The organism is Pseudomonas alkylphenolica (assembly GCF_000746525.1).
Classification (GTDB): Bacteria; Pseudomonadota; Gammaproteobacteria; order Pseudomonadales; family Pseudomonadaceae; genus Aquipseudomonas; species Aquipseudomonas alkylphenolica.
In genome coordinates, this window is record NZ_CP009048.1 from 3,309,223 (window position 1) to 3,332,650 (window position 23,428).

16 protein-coding genes and 1 pseudogene are annotated in these 23,428 nt (G+C 59.5%); 8 read left to right on the plus strand and 9 right to left on the minus strand.

Features of this window, described 5'->3' with window-relative positions; translation table 11 throughout:
* Nucleotides 1-3: 3 nt before the first annotated feature.
* Complete coding sequence (locus tag PSAKL28_RS15070) at nt 4-1,434, minus strand: hypothetical protein (protein ID WP_038611941.1); 1,431 nt, start codon at nt 1,432-1,434, stop codon at nt 4-6.
* A gap of 371 nt (nt 1,435-1,805) precedes the next feature.
* Here PSAKL28_RS15070 and PSAKL28_RS15075 point away from each other — a divergent pair, with 371 nt between their 5' ends.
* From PSAKL28_RS15075 to PSAKL28_RS27005, 3 genes are all read left to right on the plus strand, one after another.
* The gene (locus PSAKL28_RS15075; RefSeq protein WP_038611944.1) at nt 1,806-2,960 is read left to right on the plus strand and encodes an iron-containing alcohol dehydrogenase; all 1,155 of its coding nucleotides are present in this window, start codon (nt 1,806-1,808) and stop codon (nt 2,958-2,960) included.
* Between the two features lie 210 nt (nt 2,961-3,170).
* A complete protein-coding gene (locus PSAKL28_RS15080; RefSeq protein WP_038611947.1) occupies nt 3,171-4,505 on the plus strand; it encodes an MFS transporter in 1,335 nt (444 codons plus the stop codon).
* A gap of 493 nt (nt 4,506-4,998) precedes the next feature.
* A complete protein-coding gene (locus PSAKL28_RS27005) occupies nt 4,999-5,220 on the plus strand; it encodes a DUF6124 family protein (RefSeq protein WP_084589122.1) in 222 nt (73 codons plus the stop codon).
* 585 nt (nt 5,221-5,805) lie between these two features.
* Here the strand turns inward: PSAKL28_RS27005 and PSAKL28_RS15090 are convergent.
* The 6 genes from PSAKL28_RS15090 to PSAKL28_RS15115 all read right to left on the minus strand — a co-directional run bounded on the left by PSAKL28_RS15090 (nt 5,806) and on the right by PSAKL28_RS15115 (nt 12,830).
* The gene (locus PSAKL28_RS15090) at nt 5,806-6,747 is read right to left on the minus strand and encodes an electron transfer flavoprotein subunit alpha/FixB family protein (RefSeq protein ID WP_038611953.1); all 942 of its coding nucleotides are present in this window, start codon (nt 6,745-6,747) and stop codon (nt 5,806-5,808) included.
* Nucleotides 6,744-7,496: an electron transfer flavoprotein subunit beta/FixA family protein gene (locus PSAKL28_RS15095; protein WP_038611956.1), complete on the minus strand. Its 753-nt coding sequence runs from the start codon at nt 7,494-7,496 to the stop codon at nt 6,744-6,746. Before PSAKL28_RS15095 ends, PSAKL28_RS15090 begins: the two co-directional genes overlap by 4 nt.
* Before the next feature lie 26 nt (nt 7,497-7,522).
* Nucleotides 7,523-8,386: an MBL fold metallo-hydrolase gene (locus PSAKL28_RS15100; protein ID WP_038616701.1), complete on the minus strand. Its 864-nt coding sequence runs from the start codon at nt 8,384-8,386 to the stop codon at nt 7,523-7,525.
* Between the two features lie 150 nt (nt 8,387-8,536).
* On the minus strand, nt 8,537-9,721 hold the full coding sequence (locus PSAKL28_RS15105) for an acetyl-CoA C-acyltransferase (RefSeq protein ID WP_038611959.1): 1,185 nt from the start codon (nt 9,719-9,721) through the stop codon (nt 8,537-8,539).
* 92 nt (nt 9,722-9,813) lie between these two features.
* On the minus strand, nt 9,814-11,595 hold the full coding sequence (locus PSAKL28_RS15110) for an acyl-CoA dehydrogenase C-terminal domain-containing protein (RefSeq protein ID WP_038611962.1): 1,782 nt from the start codon (nt 11,593-11,595) through the stop codon (nt 9,814-9,816).
* A complete protein-coding gene (locus tag PSAKL28_RS15115; protein ID WP_038611965.1) occupies nt 11,592-12,830 on the minus strand; it encodes a 3-hydroxyacyl-CoA dehydrogenase in 1,239 nt (412 codons plus the stop codon). The genes PSAKL28_RS15110 and PSAKL28_RS15115 overlap by 4 nt, the downstream gene beginning before the upstream one ends.
* Before the next feature lie 96 nt (nt 12,831-12,926).
* Here PSAKL28_RS15115 and PSAKL28_RS15120 point away from each other — a divergent pair, with 96 nt between their 5' ends.
* Nucleotides 12,927-13,826 (plus strand): LysR family transcriptional regulator, encoded by a 900-nt coding sequence (locus PSAKL28_RS15120; RefSeq protein ID WP_038616704.1) that lies wholly within the window; start codon nt 12,927-12,929, stop codon nt 13,824-13,826.
* 156 nt (nt 13,827-13,982) lie between these two features.
* Entirely contained in the window at nt 13,983-14,471 is a 489-nt protein-coding gene (locus tag PSAKL28_RS26525) for an autoinducer binding domain-containing protein (RefSeq protein WP_051939395.1), read from the plus strand.
* Here the strand turns inward: PSAKL28_RS26525 and PSAKL28_RS15130 are convergent.
* Complete coding sequence (locus PSAKL28_RS15130; protein ID WP_038611967.1) at nt 14,468-18,994, minus strand: NEL-type E3 ubiquitin ligase domain-containing protein; 4,527 nt, start codon at nt 18,992-18,994, stop codon at nt 14,468-14,470. The two genes, PSAKL28_RS26525 and PSAKL28_RS15130, sit on opposite strands and share 4 nt — an antisense overlap.
* 339 nt (nt 18,995-19,333) lie before the next feature.
* Here PSAKL28_RS15130 and PSAKL28_RS27010 point away from each other — a divergent pair, with 339 nt between their 5' ends.
* The gene (locus tag PSAKL28_RS27010) at nt 19,334-19,708 is read left to right on the plus strand and encodes a methylglyoxal synthase (RefSeq protein WP_257011801.1); all 375 of its coding nucleotides are present in this window, start codon (nt 19,334-19,336) and stop codon (nt 19,706-19,708) included.
* Complete coding sequence (locus tag PSAKL28_RS28565) at nt 19,699-19,983, plus strand: DUF3577 domain-containing protein (protein ID WP_038611970.1); 285 nt, start codon at nt 19,699-19,701, stop codon at nt 19,981-19,983. The genes PSAKL28_RS27010 and PSAKL28_RS28565 overlap by 10 nt, the downstream gene beginning before the upstream one ends.
* Before the next feature lie 111 nt (nt 19,984-20,094).
* Here PSAKL28_RS28565 and PSAKL28_RS15140 read toward each other — a convergent pair whose 3' ends face one another.
* Nucleotides 20,095-22,461: a hypothetical protein gene (locus tag PSAKL28_RS15140; RefSeq protein WP_157687035.1), complete on the minus strand. Its 2,367-nt coding sequence runs from the start codon at nt 22,459-22,461 to the stop codon at nt 20,095-20,097.
* Between the two features lie 453 nt (nt 22,462-22,914).
* Here PSAKL28_RS15140 and PSAKL28_RS15150 point away from each other — a divergent pair.
* Nucleotides 22,915-23,121: pseudogene (locus PSAKL28_RS15150) on the plus strand (IS5 family transposase); the annotation flags it as partial.
* Between the last annotated feature and the right edge of the window lie 307 nt (nt 23,122-23,428).

A 23,428-nucleotide genomic window follows, 5' to 3' on the forward strand; every position in this document is an offset into this window, starting at 1 on the left:
GATTCAGCCCTCCAGAGTATTGAGGAAGTCCATCGCTTCACGATGGGATTGTTCGGACGCCGCGCAGGTGATCTTGTCGTCGCCGCCGTTCTTTTCGCTGTAACGCTGGATCGCCCCGACGACATAGCGACTGTGGCGTCCACAACTGCAGGGTTGATCCCATTCGATGGTCACTTCGTCGCCGGTGATGAAACCACCCCAATGGATGTCCGCCCCCAGATCGAAGAACGCCGCACGCCCGGTCTGGCGCCCGTGGCGCGGCAGCGGTTTGCTGGTCTCGGGGTCGAGCAGAAAGGGAATCGCGGTATGCGAGAAGTGGTAGTTGCCTTGCTCGCATTTGAGGTGCGAGCCGCTGACCACCTCCGACATGGCATAGGACTCATGCAACATCTTCACCCCGGTAAAGCGCATGACTTCCTCGCGCCAGTTCTGCGGCGGCACTACACCTTTGGCGCCACCGGTGGTGATGATGTAGGAGTCGGGATCAAAGACAGATTCCAGGCCGCGCTCCAGACCGGCCTTGGCCATGTTGTGCAACAGGTTCCAGGTGCCGCCGATGTATACGCGCTTGCCCCTGAGGCGGCTGGCGATGTCATCGAAAAACGCCGCCAGATGCTGCGGCATCTCGGCCTGCTGCTGATCGAAGGCCTTTTTCTTGGCCAGCAGCTCCGGCGCTACCACAAGACGATCGAGGGTGCCGTTGTTGTGCGCGGCACGCAGCCTGGCGCCCAGGCGCAGTACATCGCTGGACAGGGTGGACGGATAGGCCGGGTGGAAATGCGACGCATCCGGCAGCAGCACGCGCGCCAGCGAGCCCATGCCGCGCAGATGGCTGAGGTAGCCCTTGCGGTAGTACGGGTAGGCGGTATGCAGGTCCGGGTTCGGGGTGTCCGGCCCGCTCATGTTCCAGGCGTAGAGCTTGCGTACTTCGGAGGCTTTTTCAAACTCGCGGGCGCTGCAGGGCAGAAACGAAAGCGTACCGGAGGTGCCAGAGGTGTGGCTCAGGCACAACTCCGGGATTTGCGCATCCATGGTTTCGAACCAGTCGTCCAGGCCTTTACAGGCGCTGACGTCAACGGCCGCAATTTTTTCTGCCAATGCCGGTATCACCAGCTTGCCCAGCCATTTGTTGATGGCGGTGAAATTGTTCTTTTCCAGCAGCGATGGCGGGTACGACTTGAACAAGGTGTGTTCGAACAGCAGAGGCACTACGTCGTCCAGCTGTTCGATGTGTTCGATGCCTTCGGCGTCCGCCAGTTTTTTCAGCACCGCAATACGCTCGCGCATTTCGCCGAAGCGGCGTTTCAGACCTGCCAGTTGCAGTTCATCAATCTGCTCGGCAGGCATTTGCTTCCAGTCCTGCAAGCTGTGCCCGACCAGGGCTGCCGGGTCGCTGAGCAGCAGCTCGACCTGTTCTTCTGTTGTTTTTTTCAAGGGACAGTCTCCTGGAATTCACTCGATCGCGCCCTGACCGTTACGCGGCAACGGCCTGTTTGGCAGGCCCAGTTTAGGGGGCTTGAGGGCGAAATCATTTCCGGATTCAGGAACTCGAAAAATCAAAGTAACTTGCTGTTTTATATATATTTTCCTGATTACTTTCGATAACCGGAGCGGGTTATTCCGGGTCTGCCATGGTCAGACGTGCACGAGGCACAGCAGTTACGCCTGGTAGGCAAGGCTGCGGCTGGCGACTTGCCCCCCCGTCAAGGGAGGGGGGCTGTGCGTCATTGCCTCCCTACTCTGTTGGCTCCTGACCTCACGGGACGCCACCGGTCCAACGGACTATCAACGGGGAACACCACACCATGACGCGCCGCCTGCTGTTCAACACCACCCGCTCCATCATCATCGAACGCGGCGCCGCTGCCCGCCTGGCCGAACAGGTCCAGACCATGGGGCACCGCTCCGTGCTGCTGGTCACCGACTCAGGGGTATGGGCTACCGGCCTGCTGGCCCCGGTGCAAAAAAGCTTCGCAGAAAAGGGCATTGCCCTGCAGGTGTTCAGCGAGGTGCAGGCCGACCCGCCGGAATCGGTGATCCTCGACGCGGTGCAAGCGGCCTGGCAATGCAGCGCCGATTGCGTGATCGGCTTTGGCGGCGGCAGCTCGCTGGATGCGGCCAAACTGACCGCATTGCTGGCCCGCAGCGAAGAATCGCTGGCCGATATCTACGGTATCGAGCGCACCAACGGCCGCCGCTTGCCGCTGATCCTGGTGCCGACCACCGCCGGCACCGGCTCCGAAGTCACCGCCGTATCGGTGATCACCACCGGCGAGGGCCAGAAGAACGTGGTCATCTCCCCTGCCCTGCTGCCGGATATTGCCTTGCTCGACGCCGACCTGACCCTGGGACTGCCCAAGGCCGTGACCGCCGCCACCGGCATCGATTCGATGGTCCACGCCATCGAGTCCTACACCTCCAGACACCTGAAGAACCCTATTTCCGACTGCCTCGCCCGCGAGGCGTTGCGCCTGCTGGGCGACAACCTGGAGCGGGTGTGTGACCACGGCGCCGATGCGCAAGCGCGCGAGAACATGCTGCTCGGCGCCTGCCTTGCCGGCATGGCCTTCGCCAATGCCCCGGTCGCTGCCGTGCATGCCCTGGCCTATCCATTGGGTGCGCGCTTTCATGTGCCTCACGGCCTGTCCAATTCGCTGGTGCTGGCGCCGGTGATGCGCTTCAACCTGGAAGCCGCAGCGCCGCTGTACGCCGAGCTGGCAGACATTCTGCTGCCCCATGGCCGTGGTGCAATCCTTGAACGGGCGATGGCGCTGATCGCCCATCTGCAGGCCTTGCCAGCCCGGTTGGGACTGCCAACGCGCCTGCGCGACGTGGGCGTCAGCGAGGATGACCTGGAGATCCTGGCAAAGGAGGCAAGCCTGCAAACCCGCCTGCTCGGCAACAACCCGCGCGAGTTGACCGTGGACGACATTCACGCCATTTACCAGCAGGTCTTCTAAGCAACAAAGCGCTATGTACATCGTGGTCGTCGCCAAACGCGGAGCCCGCCTGCCGACGACCACTGTCCTCAAGTTATTTCCCTTGTATTCCAATGCGTTGAGCGCATCACCGAATCCGGAACATTGCCCTGGCAACACCTCCTTATACTCGCCTGAACAGCCCACCGCGGCGCCACTACAACAATAATCGGGCAACCCAGGAGCGCTTCAATGAGCGACGCCATACCCTCCTTCCCGGCGACTTCCGTCGCTGCAGCCGAGCTGAAACGCACCTACTCCAAAGTTATCTGGCGTCTGATGCCTTATCTGATGCTGGCCTTCATCATCAACGCCATCGACCGCCTGAACCTGTCGTTCGCCAAACTGCGCATGGCCGAAGATATCCTCCTTACCGATGCCGCCTATGGCATCGGTGCCGGGGTTTTCTACCTGGGCTACATCCTCTTCGAGGTGCCGAGCAACCTGTACATGCAGCGTGTCGGCGCGCGTGCCACGCTCACCCGGATCATGATCCTCTGGGGCCTGATCACCGTGGCCACCGCCTTTGTCACCAGCCCCGGCCAACTGATCGTCGCGCGCTTCTTGCTGGGTATCGCCGAGGCGGGCTTTTTCCCGGGTCTGATTCTTTACCTCACCTACTGGTTTCCCGCCGCGATACGCGGCCGCATCACCGCCTCGTTTTTCATGGCCGGCATGGTCGCCGGCATGATCTGTGGGCCCTTGTCCGGCACCATCATGGCGCACCTGCATGGCTGGCTGGGGCTGCGTGACTGGCAAGTGCTGTTTGTCCTGACCGGTCTGCCTGCTGTATTGCTCGGTGTGATCGGTCGTTTCTGGCTGACTGACCGCCCCGAACAGGCACGCTGGCTGGACGATGAACAAAAGCAGCAGATCCACACCGCCCTGGCGGGCGAATCACGCCCTAGTGCAGCGCGCAGTGGATTCGTCGGCGCATTGCGTGATCCACTGCTGTATGTGGCCGGGCTGGTGTGCTTTTGCATCTACAGCGCGTCCAATACCGTTTCTTACTGGCTGCCGACATTGGTGCAGGGGTTTGGCCTGCAGGACTTGCAGCATATCGGCCTGGCGACCAGCCTGCCGTTCATGACGGCGTTGTGCGCCATGTACATTCTCGGTCGTAGCTCAGACCGGCACATGGAGCGCCGTTGGCACCTGAGCCTGGCCTTGTTGACGGCGGCTGCGAGCTTTTGGCTGCTCGACCTGGCCGAGGGTCACGCAGTGCTGTCGATGCTGTTGGTGAGCCTGGGCGCCGCGGCGGCGCTGGCGGCGATGCCGCTGTTCTGGACCATTCCGCCCGCACTGCTGAGCAGGTCCGGTGCCGCGGGTGGGATCGCCATTATCAGCAGCCTCGGCAACATCGCCGGCGTCCTCAGCCAGACCGCGGTCGGCGCGGTGAAAACCGCTACCGGCAGCCTGTACCTGGCCTTTGACCTGATCGCGGTGCTGCTGGTGGTGGGCACGCTGTTGCTGTTGATCGCCATACCCGCTGCGCGCTTGGCACCCGAGGGCAAGGCGCTGGCTTAATGTCTGAAAGCATCGCGGGGCAAGCCCGCTCCCACCGGGATTTGAGGTAACCGGTGGGAGCGGGCTTGCCCCGCGATAGCGCCCACAAGAACACCCCCACAACCAGCATCGACAAATCGCGAGATTGTAGGTGTTTTCTGTCAGACCGTTCTGAATCATACTCCCGGCGCCGTTGCTCTGTTGTGCCAAGCCCTTCATGGACCTAGGCTGCTGCCGTCGTTGGAAAATCCAGCGATCGGATTTAGCAGTCCGGTTCAATACTCGATGTCGACGGCACAACGCTATATGGCGGTTGTACGTGGGGCACCTTCGGGTGCGCCGGGTTTCTCGAGTTACCGGTCTGCTAACCCGCGTACAGCTGCCACCCTTCGTTTAGCAGCGAGGTGTGGTTGCTTCATAACTTGAGGTCAACCATGAAAAAACTCGTCCCCGATCCCCCAGTCTCGACCTTTCCAACGCCACCACCGCCAACACCCCGTTCGGCACCAATCGCATGTTCACTGTCCGCGCCGGCATTCCCGCCGAAGAAGCACTGCTGCATGCTTGCCATCTGCTGCAATGTGCCGAGGCTACGGTCAGCGATGCGGTCGATCATCTCACGCTCAACGACCGCTCTTTGGTGTGCGGCGCGGGTCAGCACATCGAGACGGCGCGTGCATTGATCGATGCAGTGCTTGATGGTCTTGGCGTACAACGGATTTTTTCGCCCCATTAGCCGAGGCTGTGAGCTTATCCATTTTGTGTGGCGACGCTGCCGGCCCCTTCTGCCTTTACGGGCGCATCTTCGAAATCAGATACTGGCGGCGGCAGGCTGATGCTATCGCGGGGCAAGCCCGCTCCCACCGGGTTGATTGGTCGCCCGGTGGGAGCGGGCTTGCCCCGCGATATCGACCTGCCAGTTACATCGCATCGCGGGAAAACCCCGCTTCAAAGCCTTGCTCTTGCTCTTCATGCACGCAAGTTCAGGCGCCGCGGACTGCGACTTCAGGAGGCTGAGTGGAGGTGCCTGTAGGGGCCAGTGCGTAGCACCTTCGGCGTAGCCGAAGAGCGCGAGCCGTAGACTTGGCGAAGCAAGTCGTAGGCCGCGTGGCCCCGGAAGGTGCTGGAGCGAAGGGACCCGGAGCGCAGCGTAGGGCCGGATGCAGGAGCGAGCGGTTTTGCCTACTTTTTCCAAGAAAAAAGTAGGCCGCCGTAAGGGCGGAAGGGGCCGGCAGCGTCGCCACACAAAATGGATAAGCTAGCAGCCCCAACAACCCACTCCAAAAATCTTAGCCCCCGAAACCCAATCGTCCCAGGTGCATCAAAGCTGTTGTTCCAACTCCGGAACAGCCTCAAACAGATCCGCCACCAGACCATAATCAGCCACCTGAAAGATCGGCGCTTCCTCATCCTTGTTGATCGCAACGATCACTTTCGAATCCTTCATACCGGCCAGATGCTGGATTGCCCCGGAAATACCAACGGCGATATACAACTGCGGCGCAACGATCTTGCCGGTCTGCCCCACCTGCATATCGTTGGCAACAAAACCGGCGTCGACCGCAGCGCGGGATGCCCCGACACCAGCGCCAAGCTTGTCGGCCAGACTGTACAGGTGTTTGAAATTGTCACCGTTCTGCATACCACGCCCGCCCGAGACAACGATCTTGGCAGCGGTCAGTTCCGGCCGATCAGACTTGGCCAGTTGCTCCCCGACGAACAGCGAAATGCCCGCATTATGCGCGGCAGCGACAGCTTCGACCGCAGCCGAGCCACCCACAGCGGCAACGGCGTCAAAGCCGGTGGCACGCACGGTGATCACCTTGACGGCAGCGTTCGACTGCACCGTGGCAATCGCGTTACCAGCATAGATCGGACGCTTGAAGGTGTCCGCCGATTCCACCGAAATGATCTCGGAAATCTGGTCAACGTCCAGCAACGCGGCGACGCGTGGCAGGATGTTCTTGCCGTTGGCGGTGGCCGGTGCAAGGATGTGGCTGTAGATCACACTCTGATCGATGACCAGACTGGCCACCAACGGCGCGACATTCTCCGGCAATTGGTGAGCATAGGCCTCGGCGTTAGCCACCAGTACCTTGCTGATACCCTCGATGCCTTGCGCCGCAGCAACGGCGCCTTCGATATCAACACCGGCGACCAGCACATGAATCTCACCGCCAATCTGCTGCGCCGCAGCGACCGTGTTCAACGTCGCGGTGGCAAGCTGTGTGTTGGTGTGTTCGGCAATTACCAGAATAGTCATAAGATTACCTTCGCCTCGTTCTTCAGTTTCTCGACCAGTTCAGCCACCGACTTGACCTTGATACCCGCGCTGCGTGCAGCTGGTGCTTCGACGTTCAGGAGTCTGTTGGTGGAGGAAGTGGCAACGCCCAGCGCATCTGGCGTAACGGTTTCCAGCGGCTTTTTCTTGGCTTTCATGATGTTCGGCAGCGACGCATAGCGCGGCTCGTTCAGACGCAGGTCGGTGGTGACGATCGCGGGCAGGTTCAGCGCAACGGTCTGCAGGCCGCCGTCGATTTCACGGGTAACCTGGACCTTGTCGCCAGCCACTTCAACCCTGGAGGCGAAGGTGCCTTGAGCGAAGCCGCTCAAGGCCGCCAGCATCTGGCCGGTCTGGTTGTTGTCGCTGTCGATCGCTTGCTTGCCAAGGATCACCAGCTGCGGCTGTTCTTTGTCGACCACTGCCTTGAGCAGCTTGGCCACGGCCAGCGAGCTCAGCTCTTCGGCGGATTCGACCAGGATGGCACGGTCGGCACCCAGAGCCAGCGCGGTACGCAATTGCTCCTGGGCAGTGGCCGGGCCAACCGTCACCACCACCACTTCAGTGGCAATCCCTTGTTCCTTGAGGCGTACCGCCTCTTCCACGGCAATTTCGCAGAAGGGGTTGAGCGCCATTTTCACGTTAGCGAGGTCAACGCCAGTGCCGTCCGCCTTGACGCGGACTTTGACGTTGTAATCGACCACGCGCTTTACTGCAGCCATTACTTTCATGGAGCACTCCTGTTGAGTGGGTTGTTTCAACTGTCCAGGCGATGCAGGACGGCTTGCTGGTCAAATGGTTGATAACGCGATTGCCGGTCACGACTGACCTTGATCAGCGCAACACTGGGGTCGCGGGGCAGAAACAGTCGTCCACCGATAGCTACCAGGTGGTCGAGCAGGCGTTCTTTTTCATCAATCAGGCATTCCGGATTGCGGTCAAAGGCCGTGGTCAGATCAAGGGTGAGCCACTGCATGGCAGGCACCAGGTCGCCGGCGAAAATCAGCGGACCGCCGGGCATGCGGATTTCCGGCAGCAATTGCCCCGGGGTGTAGCCGTCGCTGAGATGAAAGCGCCAGCCGTCGCCCAACAGGTCGTTGGCGTGCTCGTCCAGCAGACGCAAACGTCCGCTGCTTTGCAGCTGGTTGATGATCTGCGCAACAAACAGGGTTCGATCGCGCGGGTGCGGTTGGTTGGCGCGGATCCAGTGCTGGCGGCCGACCAGGTAACGGGCGGCCGGAAACAACAGCCGCGGGCTGTCACCATCGTTGACCGCCCGGCGCACGTCCGGCGCAAGCATCGCATGCAGGTGCGTGAGCACCACAGCGTGTATCTGCCCTTCTGCCACCCCCAGCCGCGCCAGACTGTCGAGCAGGCCAGGAGCTGGCCGCTGACAGCGGCAGGATGGCGGCAACGGTGCCAACAACGCCTCGGCGCCCGCCATGACCAGGATATTCATCCCGTCCTGTTGCACCAGCAGGACACGCGAAGCCATCTCGACCTGATTGTCACTGTCAGGGCTCAACCACTCGCCCCAGGTGCGCCGCGGCGTGGTGCCGAAGAGCGCGCCGCCATCGAGCTGGCGCGGCCTGCCGGTCACTGAAAATAGCTTGCGATACACCACATTCACCTCTTCTTTGCATGCACTTCACCCCGGTTGCCTTCGGCGGCCTCGGGTATTGCTAGCTTATGCAAAGAAAAGTGATCAGTACCCTCCCGTGAAGGGTGGCCCGGGCATCCGGATTGCGCCCGCGCCCCACCCCAGGGAAACTCAGAGCACCTCGAACAAACCGGCCGCGCCCATGCCGCCGCCGACACACATGCTCACCACCACATACTTGACGCCGCGGCGTTTGCCCTCCAGCAGGGCATGACCAACCATGCGCGCACCGCTCATGCCGTAAGGATGGCCGATGGCAATCGCACCGCCGTTGACGTTGAGTTTCGCCGGATCAATGCCCAGGGTTTGCGCGCTGTACAGCACCTGACAGGCAAAGGCTTCGTTGATTTCCCACAAGCCGATGTCATCCACGCGCAAACCGTGCTGACGCAGCAACCTGGGAATTGCCAGTACCGGGCCGATGCCCATTTCTTCCGGCGCCAGGCCAGCCACAGCGATACCGCGATACAAGCCCAGCGGACTCACAGAGGAGCGCGCTGCCAGAGCGCCGCTCATCAGCACACAGGCGCTGGCGCCGTCGGACAACTGGCTGGCGTTGCCGGCGGTGATGCAACCGCCTTCGCGCACCGGGGCCAGCTTTTGCAGATCGGCCAGGGTGGTTTGCGGGCGGTTGCCTTCGTCCTGGGTCAGCCGTACGTCTTCATAAGTGATCGCGCCGCTCTGTTTGTCGACGACTTTCTTGCGCACATTGACCGGCACGATCTCGTCAGCGAACACCCCTGCCGCCTGCGCCGCCGCAGTGCGCTGCTGCGATTGCAAGCTGTAGGCGTCCTGGGCCTCACGGCTGATGTTGTAGCGCCGGGCAACGATTTCAGCGGTCTGCAGCATCGGCATATACGCGTGTTCGGCCATGCGCAGCACCGTGGCATCTTCGGCGACAGCCGCCGCCTGCATATGCGCGTTCTGCACCAGGCTGATCTGCTCCTGGCCGGCGCCGATGGTCAGCTGCATGCCATCGACCATGATCTGTTTGGCGGCGATGGCAATGGCCATCAGCCCGGACGCGCACTGACGGTCGATGGTCTGGCCGCTGACTGACAACGGCAGGCCCGCAGCCAGTGCCGACAAACGTGCGAGGTTGGTCGATGCGGTGCCGCTCTGCATGGCGGTGCCCATCACCAGGTCGTCGATTTCGCCCGGTTCGATCTTCGCGCGCTCGACTGCGGCACGAATGGCCAGCGCACTCATGGACGGCGACTTGAGGTCGTTGAACGCACCGCGAAAGGCTTTGGCGATTGGCGTGCGGGCGGTGGAAACGATAACAGCGTCTTGCATGGTCGTGTGCTCCAACGGGATCAGTCACAAAGCAGACGGCTCAATGCCGCCTGCAGGGGTTGGCTCATGGCCTGGAATGTCCGCAGCGTGAATCAGAAGGCGAAATCAGCCTCCGGCATGGCCATCAAGCAATCGGCACCGGCGAGCAAGGCCTCGCGATGGGCATTGGCCCGTGGCAGTACGCGGCGCAGGTAGAAATCCGCCGATTGCAGCTTGGCCCGGTAGAACGCCGGCTCCCCGCTGCCGGCCGCGAGTGCTTGACTGGCACGCTCTGCCGCCTGCAACCACAACGCCGCCAACAACACATAGGCCGAGTAAGCGAGAAAATCCACCGACACCGCGCCGATTTCTTGCGGGTCGCGGCGACAGGCCTGCAGCACCGAATCGGCCAGCAGCCGCCACTCTTGCAGGCGCTGCCCGACCCGTTCGGCCAGCTCCGCGTGCGACGTGGCTTGCGCCACCTGGGTGGCCAGTTCGTCGATCAGGGCATTGAGCTCGGCACCGTTGTCGCCGAGCAGCTTGCGGCGGATCAGGTCCAGCGCCTGAATGCCGTTGGTGCCTTCGTACAGCTGGGTGATGCGGCTGTCGCGCATCAGTTGCTCCATGCCCCACTCGCGGATATAGCCATGACCGCCGTACAGCTGCACGCCAAGGCTGGCGACTTCCTGACCGCAGTCGGTAAAGAACGCTTTGACCAGTGGGATCAGCAATGCGGCGCGGCGGGTCGCCGCTTCTCGCTGCGGCGCAGCGCTGGCGCTGTGTTCAAGGTCCAGTTGCCGGGCGGCGTAGGCTGCGAGCATGCGACAGCCTTCACTGAGGGTCTTCTGGGTCAGCAGCATGCGCCGCACATCCGGGTGAACGATGATCGGGTCAGCCGGTTTGTCCGGCGCCACCGGGCCACTGATGGCGCGCGACTGCAAGCGCTCGCGGGCATAAGTCAGACCGCCCTGGAACGCTGCTTCGGCGATCCCCAGCCCCTGCAATCCGACCTGAAAACGCGCATCGTTCATCATGGTGAACATGCATGCCAGGCCATGATTTGGCTGCCCCACCAGCCAGCCGCTGGCACCATCGAAATTCATCACACAGGTGGAGGCCCCCTTAATGCCCATCTTGTGCTCCAGCGCCCCGCAGCTCACGGCGTTGCGTTCGCCCAGCGAGCCATCGGCGTTGACCAGCCGCTTGGGCACCAGGAACAGGCTGATACCTTTGACACCGGGCGGCGCATCAGGCAAGCGGGCGAGCACCAGGTGGATGATGTTGTCCGTTAAATCCTGCTCGCCGCCGCTGATGAAAATCTTGCTGCCGCTGAGCCGGTAGCTGCCATCGGCCTGAGGCTGGGCGCGGGTGCGCAGCAGTGCAAGATCGGTCCCGGCCTGAGGCTCGGTGAGGCACATGGTGCCGGCCCACTCGCCGCTGACCAGCTGCGCCAGGTAACGCTGCTTGAGCTCGGCACTGCCATGCCGGTCCAGGGCGACGACGGTGCCTTCGGTCAGCCCGGAGTAAACCCGAAACGCCAGCGAAGCACTCATCAGCATCTCGTGGAAACTTGCCGAGACCATTTGCGGGAAACCCTGGCCGCCGAAGTCCACCGGCCCGGTCATGCTCGCCCAGCCCTGCTCGACGAACAGCTGGTAGGCCTGGCGAAAGCCATCAGGCGTGGTCACTTCGCCATCCTGCAAGTGACAGCCCTGCTCGTCACTGTTGCGGTTGAGCGGTGCCACCACCTCGGCGGTAAAACGCGCGGCCTCTTCGAGCACGCCGTCGATGGTCTCGCGATCCAGGCCGTTGCCCAGTTGCTGGCAATGACCGCTCACGTCAAACAGCTCGTGCAGAACAAAACGCATATCGCGCAATGGTGCCTGATACTTCATACCCGCCCCTCCCCTACATTGCCCAAGCCCCTGCCCGCTGCCACCAACCGGGTAATCAGCGCGGCCGGCTTCCAGTGTTCACCGTGTTGCTGCTGTAACGCCTGCAGACGTTGTTCGATCGTCGCCAGCCCCTGGGCGTCGGCCCAGTTCATCGGACCTCCCACTTGCGCCGGGAAGCCATAACCGTTGAGGTAGACCCGATCGATGTCTTGGCTGTTGGCGGCGATGTTTTCTTCAAGAATCTTCGCGCCCTCATTGACCAAGGCGAGCAGGCTGCGTTCGACAATTTCCTGATCGTCGATCACCCGGCGGCGATAGCCCAGGTCGCGGGCAATGCTTTCGATCAGCGCATCGACTTGTGGATCATGCTCGGCTTCGCGGCTGCCTTCGGCATACCGGTAGTAGCCGCGGCCGGTCTTCTGGCCAAAGCGCTCGCGCTCACACAGGGCGTTGTCGACCTGCACCAGCGGACTGTCCATGCCCTGCCCGGCCAGTTGCCGCGCGCGCCACTCCAGATCGATGCCGACCACGTCGTACATACGAAACGGCCCCATGGCAAAACCGAAAGCCTGCAACGCCGCGTCCACCTGCTGCGGCAAAGCGCCTTCAAGGAGCATCTTGCGCGCCTCGTCGGCATAGGTCTTGAGCATGCGGTTGCCGATAAAGCCACGGCAGTTGCCCGCCACCACTGCGACCTTGCCCAGGCGTTGCCCGAGCTGCCTGGCCTGCGCCAGCACCGCTGCTGAGGTGTGTGCGCCACGGACGATTTCCAGCAGTTTCATGATGTGCGCCGGGCTGAAGAAATGCAGGCCCAGCACCTGCGCGGGGCGCGAGGTGACGGCGGCAATGGCGTCGATATCCAGCGCCGAGGTGTTGCTGGCGAGGATCGCATCAGGCTTGAGGGTGCTGTCCAGCAGGCGAAAAATCTCCTGCTTGAGCTCAAGGTTCTCGTACACCGCCTCGATCACCAGGTCGACATCGGCCAGGGCCGCGTAACTGTCCACCGCCTGTAGCCGGGCCAGATTCTGCTCGGCCTGCGCCTGGCTGATACGTCCCTTGGTCACTTGATGGGCCCAGGTGTCAGCCGCCATTTTCAGGCCAGCGCTGAGCATCTGCGCATTGGCGTCCAGCCACAACACCGGGATACCGGCACTGGCCAGGCTGACGACAATCCCCCGGCCCATGGTGCCGGCCCCCACCACCGCAGCCTGTTGTATCTCGAATCCGTCGCTCACAGCGGCACTCCCAATCAGCAAAGAAGGATTGCCGACACCCTAAGCAGCCGCCTACTATTTGAGAAATTTCATTTTCATATGCGTGATATTTGCGAAATGAATATAACCAACTTCGATCTCAACCTGCTGCGCATCCTCGACGTTTTGCTGCGCGAGCAGAATGTCTCGCGTGCCGCCGAACGCCTGGCCCTCAGCCAGCCAACCGTCAGCAACGCCCTGGCACGCCTGCGTGAGCTGCTCGAAGACCCGCTGCTGGTGCGTATTGGCCGGCGCATGCAACCCACGCCGAAGGCCTTGGCCCTTGAGGGCCCGATTCGCTCGGCGCTGCAGCAGATCGAACAAACCCTGAATGTCGGCGAAAGTTTCGACCCGCGCTTGAGCCGACAGACTTTTCGCATCGCCATGACCGACTTTGTCGAGCAACTGTGCATGCCCGAGCTGCTGCGGCACCTGCAAGACAGTGCCCCCAACCTGCGCCTGGACATCACCCCGCTGGCCCCCAGCCTGCCGGTCGATGCGCTGGACCGCGGCCAGCTTGACCTGGTGCTGGGGCGCTTTGAAGAAATCCCGGCGCGCTTCGCCCGTCATCACTGGCGTAGCGAAACCCTGCAGGTTGCGGTACGCCAGGACCATCCACTGGTCAATGGCACACTCGACCTTGAGACCTTCCTGCGCCTGCGCCACCTCTGGGTGCACGGCGGGCAGACCCGCGGCATGGTCGATCAATGGCTGGGGGAACAAGGGCTGGCGCGGCAGATCGTCTACACCACGCCCAGCTACCTGCAGGCGGCACATCTGGTGGTGGCTTTAGACCTTTGCGTGGTGTTGCCGACGCAACTGGCGCGGTATTTCGCCACCTTGCTGCCCTTGCAACTGTATGACCTGCCGTTTGCTCTGGAGGCTTTCGAGCTGGAGCTGGTGCACCTGGCACAGCACGGACAGAATCGGGCCCTGGAGTGGTTGGTCGGGGAAATGCTGCGCGTAGGCAAAAACTGAAGGATGCAGGTGTGCAGTCCTATCAGGTGCAACTGCGCAGTAGAAAAAAACAATTACCTTCAGCACAAAGCGCTGTCGGTGCATCTCTATACTGCGCTCAATGCCAGAGGCTCGGACGCCTACAGCGAACCCTGATTCATCCTACATGGAGGTGTGATGAAAAATCGGACAGCCGCGCAACCGCAGCGATTGCTCGACAACCTGCCGTTGCTCGTAAAGAAACTGGGGTTTGACTACTACGCATTTACCTTCATCAGTCCCGATCAGCAGACTTACACAACCAACTACCCTGCTTCCTGGCTCGAACACTATAACCGCTGCGGCTATGCCGCTCGGGATCCGATACCCGCTCTTTGCCAGACCTCCAGCTTGCCCTTGTTGTGGGCGGCTGAAACCTTTGACAGCGCAGAGGATATCTGGATTGCGGCGCAGGCCTACGACCTGCACCACGGCTGGGTTCAACCCATTCATAGCCAGCAAACGCGTAGCAGCTTGAGTGTTTTGCGCCCTCACACTAGCGTCTCGCGCGAGGAGTTTTACGCGAAGGCGGAACAGGTGATGCTGCTAGGCGCACAGTTGCATCAGGCCGCAGCCTATTTTTCGCCCTTCACACACATCACCAGCCCGGAGCACCGGCTTGATTAGGGTATGGAATGCCCCGAGGTCCCGCGCAGCAATGTCAGCGTGAGTTCAAGCATCAAGGCCCGCTGAGCCGCCAGACGTGCGTCCCGGATGCGGTTCATCTGCGCTACGCGCTCACCTTCCGGAACTGTCTCGGCGTCCATCAGCACGGCGAGACGGTCATGGAACGGCGCATCGATCGTGTCGAAACGTGTCCTATGCGTACGCAACAGATGTTCCTGCCAAAACTCCCGCGCCACCAATGAGTGGGCCAGTTGTTCGGGGGTTTCAGCGGCCTCGACTCGGGCCAGGGCGCGTGCGATGCGCTGCGCATCCAGGCCAGCGACGTCGCCGAACAGCATGTCACTGGGCTGTGCCGGCAGGTCGAGGGCGTCACGCAGGGCCAGGCGATAGGCCAGTGCGACCTCGATCTGGTCTGGATCGCTGCCCGAGGCCCGGCGTGCCTGGATATCTTCCAGGGCGATGCGATCGACCTCGTCCAAACGCCACAACTGCCGCCCCAGATACAGCAATGCGGCCTGCGGGTTATCGGCCGAAGACTCGGCTCGCCACACCAGCATGCGCAGCTCCAGGTTGCTGAAACACAACGCCACACTGTCCTGACAGGTCAGATTCTGGGTGACTAGATTCAATAACGCTTCGCGCAGGCTGGCATGATCGTTCATCGCCCTGATCATGGTAAACACCCGGTTGGCCAGGGCTTGACCGCTCTGCTGGAAATCGGCGGTTTCCAGCAATCGCCTGAGCATGTCGAAAAAGTCACTCGATCCGGGTTGGTTCTCCAGGTCTTCCCAGCGTGCAGACCATTCATCGCGCGTCAGGCTGCCGGTCGCATCGAGCCAACGCTGGCGAATGGTCACAAAATCTTCGGCAGCGGCTGCATGATGCGCAACTGCTCCGGTGTCCGACAGTGATGCCTGGAATCGCAGGGCTTCCTGGGCAGTCAGCGGGTTGTCCGCAAGCAAAATGATGCGCCTGAGCCATGGCGGGGAATGATAGAAGTGCTCCGACAACTCAGTGATCTGGTTTTCGCGCAAATCGGCCAACAGCAAATCGGGGCAATCCAGAATCGCATAGGGCAGCCGGTTGATCCCGGTTTGGCGCAAGTGTAAACGACGCAACCTGATCAGCCTGCGCAGGGAAAAAGAACGTCCCAACGGGTTGTAGGACAGGTTGAGGTACTCAAGGGCTTCACAATTGGACAGGATGGTCCCCTGTGCTTCATCCAGCACAATCTGATTGTTGAACAGATCCAGTTCCCGCAAGTGTTCGAGTTGCGCCAACTGTTGTGGCACCCGGTTCAGCCGATTGCCGGGGAGTTCCAGTATCCGCAGGTGATTGAAGGCTCGCATGAAACCATCGGGTAACTCCCGCAGCCCCATGCCCAATAGCGCTAACTCAAAGACGTGCGGGAAACTAACTTGCGCAGGTAGCTCAGGCAAAACCCCGATCTGCGCGCCATACAAGGTGAAGCGATAGTTCACCAGATGCTCGCTGGTACTTGGCCCAAGGCTTGCCGTGCGCTGCCAGCAATTAACCAGGGAATCACTGAAGTAGCGACGGTCGTCCCGCTCCACGGCGCTGTTGGGCAGACTCGACCAACGTTGCAGAGAACTGTTCAGTTGTTCCAGTTCCTGGCTGAGCCTGGCCAGTTCAGTCTCGATCCGTACGCCTGCATGCTGCATATCGTTGATCCAGGCAATGACCTGCGCGTCAGTAAATGTCGGGTACAGCGCGCGCACCATAGCGAACAGCGATTGTGGTCTGCCCCTGCGCGTAATACCCGACGGGCCACGTCCGCTCAACGGATAACCGATTCGACCATCGGCCAGTCGTTGCGGCGCCTGGAACCAGCCATTGCGCCCGCTTGCGTTCAGTAGCGATGCCACTTCCTCGCGTCGCCGAACAGCTTGCCGCCCAAGCAGCACTCGCACGTTGTGCGCGAAAGGATCAGCAATGCCCATGGCCTCGCGTTGGGGTTCGTCATAAGCCATTGCCATGACCTCGAAAAGCTCACCCGCATCGCCAATGCTCGAACCATCGCCATCGAGCAGCTGAAATGTTCCATTCTGATGGATCAGACTGAATACCCGGGGGCCCTCCCCGGTCACTAACAGCTGTGGCCCGCCGGCGTGTCCTTCGATCAAGCGCCACTGCACATCTGCGCTGCCCGGCAGGTGCTCGAACATCCCCAGGGCGACACGAGCGAGGTCGGCATTTTGCGAAGTATCGATAACGAACGCCTCAAAGACCCTGGCCATACGGATCTGCTGGACACTGGCCCTGGCCGCTTCAGCCAGGCGCAACGCCACCCGCCCGGTGTCGAGCAGCCGCTGGCGATCAGCAGTGCTTGCCCTGCCCACGAGCACGTTTGCAGCGCTACTGTGCAGACTCGGAAACACGCGGCGCAATGCCGCAATACCGGGCCCGTTACTGTCCTGCATGCTGTCGTACAAGCGCTGGAACAACTGTCGGCGTTCGTTCCAGGTCAGCTCGGCCAGGTCCTGATCGGACAATCCGGCAGCGCCCGGCAAGCCCTGGGCATGGTGCAGCACGGTGATGTCCTCGACCGATTCGCCGCTACGCAAACGGCGGACCAGATCACGGATACGCTGGTCCAGCCTGATACGCATCACGCTGTCCTGCAGCTCGGCCGACGGCGCCTGCGCATACACATGCAAAGCGCGCAGGTCGTCATTACCCAGACCATGGATGCTCAGAACCAGATCGATCTGCTCAGCGTCAAGCTCACCGAAGGCTCCACCCAGGCGGCGGAACATGCGATGAGTCTCTTCCCACTCGGCCGGTTGATCACTCCACAACCGCCAGGCTCCGGCATCGTTGTGGCGTAGCAGCGGTCCGTGACCGTCCTTCGGCCGCAGTTGCCACTGGCCAGCGCTGGCCCGCTCGACCACGGCATAATACTGACCGTCCATCTCGATCCAGGACTGTTCGGCCAGACGATGGACCCCCAGGCTGTCACGCGTCGCTTGCGGCACTGGCTGTGCACTGCGAAATGGCGTCAGGTCCTGGTTCCACAGCTTTGTGCTGCCGTCCTCCAGGTGCGCCGGGACCAAAGCATCCACCACCGAGGACCGCTGCCATACCCTGCTCACGACGCTGACACCGACGGCGGTGGCAGCAATCACCGCAAGATCGATGGCCACATTCAGCAGATGGTCGAAGGCCTCACTGGTATCGCCCGCATGCCAGGCTTCGATGCCATGGTAGACCTCACCGAGCAGCTGCCAGGCGTTGACCGCCAGCAGCGCCGCGCCTATGGCTGGCACGAAGAAACCGGCCAGGCCGAGCAGCGCCCAGCCTTCGGCAGCCAGACGCTGGTCATGCGCGTGCTGGACCTCGCGATCCAGATCGGCCACCGGCACCGCAATCATCGCCGCGTCGTCCTTGATCTGGCGGATGCGTGCTTCAGCCAGTTTTTCGAACAGTGGCCGCCGATAAGCCAGCACGTGTTCTTCGAGGCTGATGTTGGCCCAGATTGCCAGGTCCGCATAGGCAGGGATGACCACGGAGAAGAAACGCTGGCTGTCACGCCGCCGTACAAAGCGGCTGAAAAAGCGTTGATACTGACTTGAGCGAAGGCGTCTGCCCAACTCATTGGCGAGGTAGCGCAGGCTTTTGCAGACAGTCCAGGCGCCGTTCGGATCGCCGGGAATATGCACCAGCACGCACTTGGTGGTAGTGCTCAACACGCCTTCATCGAAGACATTGAGCACGACAATCTGCTCCAGTGCGCAGCCGAGCAGGTTCAGTTGCATGGCCACGACAGGATCGCCGTCGAGACGGTCCAGCCTACCCACGCTGCAGAGCCCGGCCACTAGCTGGAGTTCGCTCTCGGTCAATACGCCCTTGAGCCTGGCCTCATAAGCATCGGTGAGCATGGTGTAGCGATGCGAACTGGCCAATAACTGCGCTACGCTATCGGCGGTGCCACTCCTGGTTTGCGGCTGGAAGACGCTGTCCAGATGGCGCTGATACTGTCCCCCGACGTCGGTATCACGGCACAGCCTGGCAAATTCAATGGCGCTGGGTGTCTGGAGGTTGCCCGCTCGAGCGTTGCTCAAACGATTGCCCTTAGGCTGCCCGCCAGCCACGCTTTCAGCGGCGGTAAAATTGCGCAGCGCTGCCTCGACCAGCGGAATTTCCTCATACACAACTTCGGTGAGATGAACGCCGACGGGCTGTTGATTGATCACCGGCTCCCGGTGCCCGCTGATAAATTTCCAGCGCCGTACGTTATAGTCGTCGGCGAAACGCTCTTTCATGGCCTTTTCCAAAGCGTCGATCGCGAAACTGTCGATACTCTGAATACGCGTCAAGGCCTTGCTCAGCCGCTGGCGGACAACCAGGCTGTGGCGCATCGCATCGCCAAGCGCGCTCAGTTGCTCGGCACTGGCCTTGCGCAGCCAGACTGGTAAGCGTTTGCCGATAATGCTGTCTTGATAGGTTTGTTCTGTCGCGAGCGTGTCTGCTGCCGCGGCTTCCTGACTGTGGCTGGTTTCCATGGCGCGTGCCTTCTGTATGACTGAAGACGCGAGCCTAGGCTTCGAGGGTTGTCAGGCGTGCTTAGATAGCTACTACCCGGTTGAAAACTGTGCTCGTGACAGCATACTGGCAACACATGTCACATCAGCCCAGCGGTCAACGCTACTGATATTTCTGCCAGTAGGAAAAGCCATCTCCATCCGTTAGGTTGAAACACCGTCGCCAGCCATTGTTCAGCATTGACTGGTGCACCCATACCGACCATTGACACTGTGGGTATCGCGTATGGAAGCGCTTATCCGGAAAACCTCAAAGCAGAAAAATATTGCTTTAGCTGCACATAAGGCTGCAAAAGCACGTTGCTGCGCTGGGTAGTTGACAATAAGGCAGCGCTGAATCGACACGTACTTTATGCAACCAGTACAACAGGCCATTTAATCGAAGACGCCACAGACATCCCTGTCAACAAAATGCTGAGCGGCACCATGGGAGGAGATCAACAGATTGGCGCCCGCATAGCAGCGAGTGAAATAGATACCTTGATATTTTTTGGGGACCCTTTGGGCACCCTGCCGCACAGCGCTGATGTAAAAGCCCTGCTGCGCCTTGCAACGGCATGGAATATTCCCATTGCAAGCAATGAAACCACAGCCAATTTTTTACTTCAGTCCCCTTTGTTTGATCAGGAAATCACAATATCCATTCCCTGTAAGGTGATTTCCCTATGGGTATAAGCACCGGACCGTGGGCGTCCTTTCTTGCTTGCGACATCGCGACAATCAATGATCCCGGTTACAACGCAGAATATCGGCGTTTCGACGTTCGTGTGTCGGGCAGCAGAGCCCGGCAGCTGGTTCGCCGTGTCCGTGGCGACTGGGGCGACATCCGTGTCGAGGACCAGAAAATCAACGATGACGCGCTGAAAGTGCATTGCCGTCTGTTCTCGGCCTATGAAGCCCACCACACTACCGTGAGGGTCTTCACCGAGGCTGATCGAGGGTCCCCTTAAGTTGCTATCTGAAGATTATTGAAAGCCGGTATGTTGCAATCAAAAACATCAACACACCGGCTTTTTATCTTCAGGCCAGACTAGCGCTAACACTGGACCAACGCCACCCCACTACAGTGGTGTATAGCTGATATTGTCAACATACGAGCCGCCTGCACCTGTTTCTAACCTGAACGACGCGATTGCAGCATTAGGTGATGTATAGGTTACACGCGTTGAATACTCGGTATAACCCGCAGGAGTGTGACTAAAATCTGGCGTCGTGATGGACCCAATTTCAGTACCGGAAGCTGTATAGAAACGCACGACACTTTGAATTTTGTGATGATCAGATATATCGAAGCTTACACTTTTTGCCAACCCACGCAAATCGAACCTGACCCAGGCAGACGGATAAACACCTAGCACTTTACCGACAGTGGGATACCACCTTGGATCAGTGGAGTTGAGAATCACAGCGTTGTCATTTTCCACCGTTGCACGGCTGCCTAAAAGGTCAAACACAGTTCCCTTCGGCAGAAGCCGCAAAGTCTCGCCTTCGAAGTCTTCGAAAGTCCACGCACCTTCCAATTGCAAGTCAAAGACATCCGAGTATATTTTCTGCGTCGTTCCATTACGAATGACCTGATAGGATACAGGAATAGTTCTTCCGGTGGGGCTGATTGAAGTTTGTAGATTTGCCTGGAGCACCGTTGACAGCGGCAGCGACACATCCTGGAGTCCGAGCACGGTTATAAACTGCATTTGACTCGAATACTTCCCGACGATGATTATTAATTCATCACCTATTTCTTGAACCGAATAACGCGGAACTCGCACCAACATCTTATTGTCACTTCTGTCAACCAGCTTCAGTGTGCCTGCATTGGATTGCGGTAGCAACGGCGCGGGCAAGGTGCTTTTCAACATGGCGGCGGTTGCCATTGTAAAGATGTAATCATACGACGCCAAAATTGGCTTGCCCGGCCACTCGATGGTGTAATAAACCGTCACTTCGACAGGTGCGTTCGCGTTGAGTTTCAACTCACTTTCAGGGACGGTGAAATAACTGGCCTGATCACCCGCCTGCAGAACCTGCGTGTCTTCATAATAACCGCCGTCGTCTGTTTCCCAGTACAGAGTGATCGTGCACGGAGAAGGCTGTTCGACGCCTGCCGGAATCGTGATGTCCAGGCCGTATTGGTAAAGGCTATCGGTTGGATCTAAGCGGTCATTGACCAATAGCGGATCTGCAATGGGCGCTGCCAACACCTCGGTGACATAACCTATGTAGTAAATGCCCACTTGTGAGGTAAAGGTTCGCTTTCCACGCTTGACCTCATAAGAGATTTCGACGTGCCCCCCGTCGAAGGGCTTGAGATAGGTTGCACCACTGAGTCTGATGTTGACGTCCTTATTCACCCACTGGCTACTGATACGGAACATCCGCGCCTGCAAGAGGTGACTCGAACCGTCCGCCTTGGTCGCTTTACACAGTACCGTGACTTCGTCCCCATCCCGCAGATTGGTACTGCGCGGGATCTTTACATGCGCGAACTTCTCATCCGCATCCACCCAGTCATGACTCGCTTCCTGCACGCCTACCAGCGGCATCAACGCCGGCATACCTTTGACATTGATATACCCTTTCTGCGACGTTTGGGTGGTGTTGTTCGACGTCAATGTGTAACTGAACTGTGCCCCACCACCGCCAAGCTTGGCCCACTCGTCGAAAGGCACTTCGAACTGCAAAGGCTTGCTGGGGTCCGTGACCACCAACGGCCCAAAATTCAGGCTGATGGCCTGCCCCTGTTGGGAGGTACCCACCCAGTGTAACAGTACACTGTCAGTTGCCTGGAAATTCGTAATTACTTGAACAATCGCATGATCACCTCTGATGTTTCCGAGGTCAATTTCTCCTGTACTGATGATCGCGCCGTTGTAATCCAATACGCTTGGCGCAGACAGCGTATTGATTGTTAGCATGACTTCGACAATGGCATCTTTGGACCATTCAGACTCGTTGCCTACTAAATCCACCACGTAGTAATAAACAGGTAATGTCTTGCTGTCGCCTTCCGCCTTGATCGTATTTTCGTCGACTTCGATGATGATGGGCTGGTTGAGTTCCGCGTTGGTAACAACATGCACGATTTCCTGATCACCCCAATAGAGGATGAGTTCATCATGCTCGTTCATGCTCAACCAAGGCTGGATAGTGACCTTGACCTTTGCCTTGGCTTCTTTGGGCCCGATCACACCAGATACAGGTAAGTCGATGTCTGGAGCCGGGAGTTCCAAGCCTACACCCTGGTTGCCTTGCACACCTGGCTGGCCCTTGCGGAATAGCGTTTTGACCGAGGCCGAGGTGTTTCCAGTATAGTAAAGCATATAAGAGAGTCTCGCTTCGCCCTCCGGAATATCCTTGCCTTGAAAATCGATGGTGGTATAAGACCCTGCCTGAACCGCACTCCAGGCCGTCTTCTTGCCCCATTTCACCCCCACCCCCCCCTAGTTTAAGCGATGGGTGAGCGGGTATGAGAATGGTGACCTTATCAGATTGATTGGCGACCAGTTCATCACTTATACCAAAATCAATACTGGCTGCAGGATGTACGGCATCATACACATATGGACGCGGAAGGTCGGTTGGTTTGGGTTTTCCATACTTACCCTCAACGTATTTCTCATAGTCCTTCAGCTCATCATCGATGCTCTGGGTACCGTTTGAGGATGAAGCGATCACATTGGCGGGGCCAGCCCCAGGGATACTTGTAGCAGCCATGGGTGAATCCTCCTTGATAAGTGAGGTATGAGAATAAGCCCCTCAGCTCAGTGCCTCTACTGGCAAAAATACTAGGTTCCGAGCGAAACCCCGAGAAACCCGGTCGCCACCTCTCGAATGCTGGGTTTTTGTAGAATTTCCAGCCACTTACGGAAAGGAATTCTGTGATGGCAAAGCGTTGCGAACTCTCGGATGAGGACTGGAGTGTGGTCGCCGATCTCTTCACTGCTATCCATGGCAGAGGGCGCCCAAGCCTGAGCGACCGTTTGATGCTTGATAGCGTGCTCTGGGTGCTTTGCTCGGGTGCCGCGTGGCGAAATATGCCCGAACGCTTCGACCCCTGGTCAACGGGGTATCAACGGTTTCGGGTCTGGTGAAGGTAGTGTCGGCCAAGGCCATATGTACATCTCCCGGTCTCGTAGGGTCGAGGAGATGTATATCGATAGCGGAGCCCAAGCTCTGCCAACAATCCGCTACGCCAATCACCCGGAATCGCTGTACTTGAAAATGTACTTGAAATTCGTGGTTGGCAGTGGATTCAGACAGACTGCACTGGAACGAAAAAAAGACGCCTAAGCGTCTTTTTTCTAGGACTTACAGACTTCTATAGAACCCTGTAGATCTGTATTTGGAGCGGGAAACGGGACTAGAATCTAGCCTTTAACCTTTTGATTTAAAAAG

Excerpts from the sequence above, each read along its gene's own strand:
- PSAKL28_RS15075 (WP_038611944.1), top strand. The coding sequence starts at position 1,806 with ATGACGCGCCGCCTGCTGTTCAACACCACCCGCTCCATCATCATCGAA.
- PSAKL28_RS15080 (WP_038611947.1), top strand. The coding sequence starts at position 3,171 with ATGAGCGACGCCATACCCTCCTTCCCGGCGACTTCCGTCGCTGCAGCC.
- PSAKL28_RS27005 (WP_084589122.1), top strand. The coding sequence starts at position 4,999 with ATGTTCACTGTCCGCGCCGGCATTCCCGCCGAAGAAGCACTGCTGCAT.
- PSAKL28_RS15090 (WP_038611953.1), bottom strand. The coding sequence starts at position 6,747 with ATGACTATTCTGGTAATTGCCGAACACACCAACACACAGCTTGCCACC.
- PSAKL28_RS15095 (WP_038611956.1), bottom strand. The coding sequence starts at position 7,496 with ATGAAAGTAATGGCTGCAGTAAAGCGCGTGGTCGATTACAACGTCAAA.
- PSAKL28_RS15105 (WP_038611959.1), bottom strand. The coding sequence starts at position 9,721 with ATGCAAGACGCTGTTATCGTTTCCACCGCCCGCACGCCAATCGCCAAA.
- PSAKL28_RS15110 (WP_038611962.1), bottom strand. The coding sequence starts at position 11,595 with ATGAAGTATCAGGCACCATTGCGCGATATGCGTTTTGTTCTGCACGAG.
- PSAKL28_RS15120 (WP_038616704.1), top strand. The coding sequence starts at position 12,927 with ATGAATATAACCAACTTCGATCTCAACCTGCTGCGCATCCTCGACGTT.
- PSAKL28_RS26525 (WP_051939395.1), top strand. The coding sequence starts at position 13,983 with ATGAAAAATCGGACAGCCGCGCAACCGCAGCGATTGCTCGACAACCTG.
- PSAKL28_RS15130 (WP_038611967.1), bottom strand. The coding sequence starts at position 18,994 with ATGGAAACCAGCCACAGTCAGGAAGCCGCGGCAGCAGACACGCTCGCG.
- PSAKL28_RS28565 (WP_038611970.1), top strand. The coding sequence starts at position 19,699 with ATGGGTATAAGCACCGGACCGTGGGCGTCCTTTCTTGCTTGCGACATC.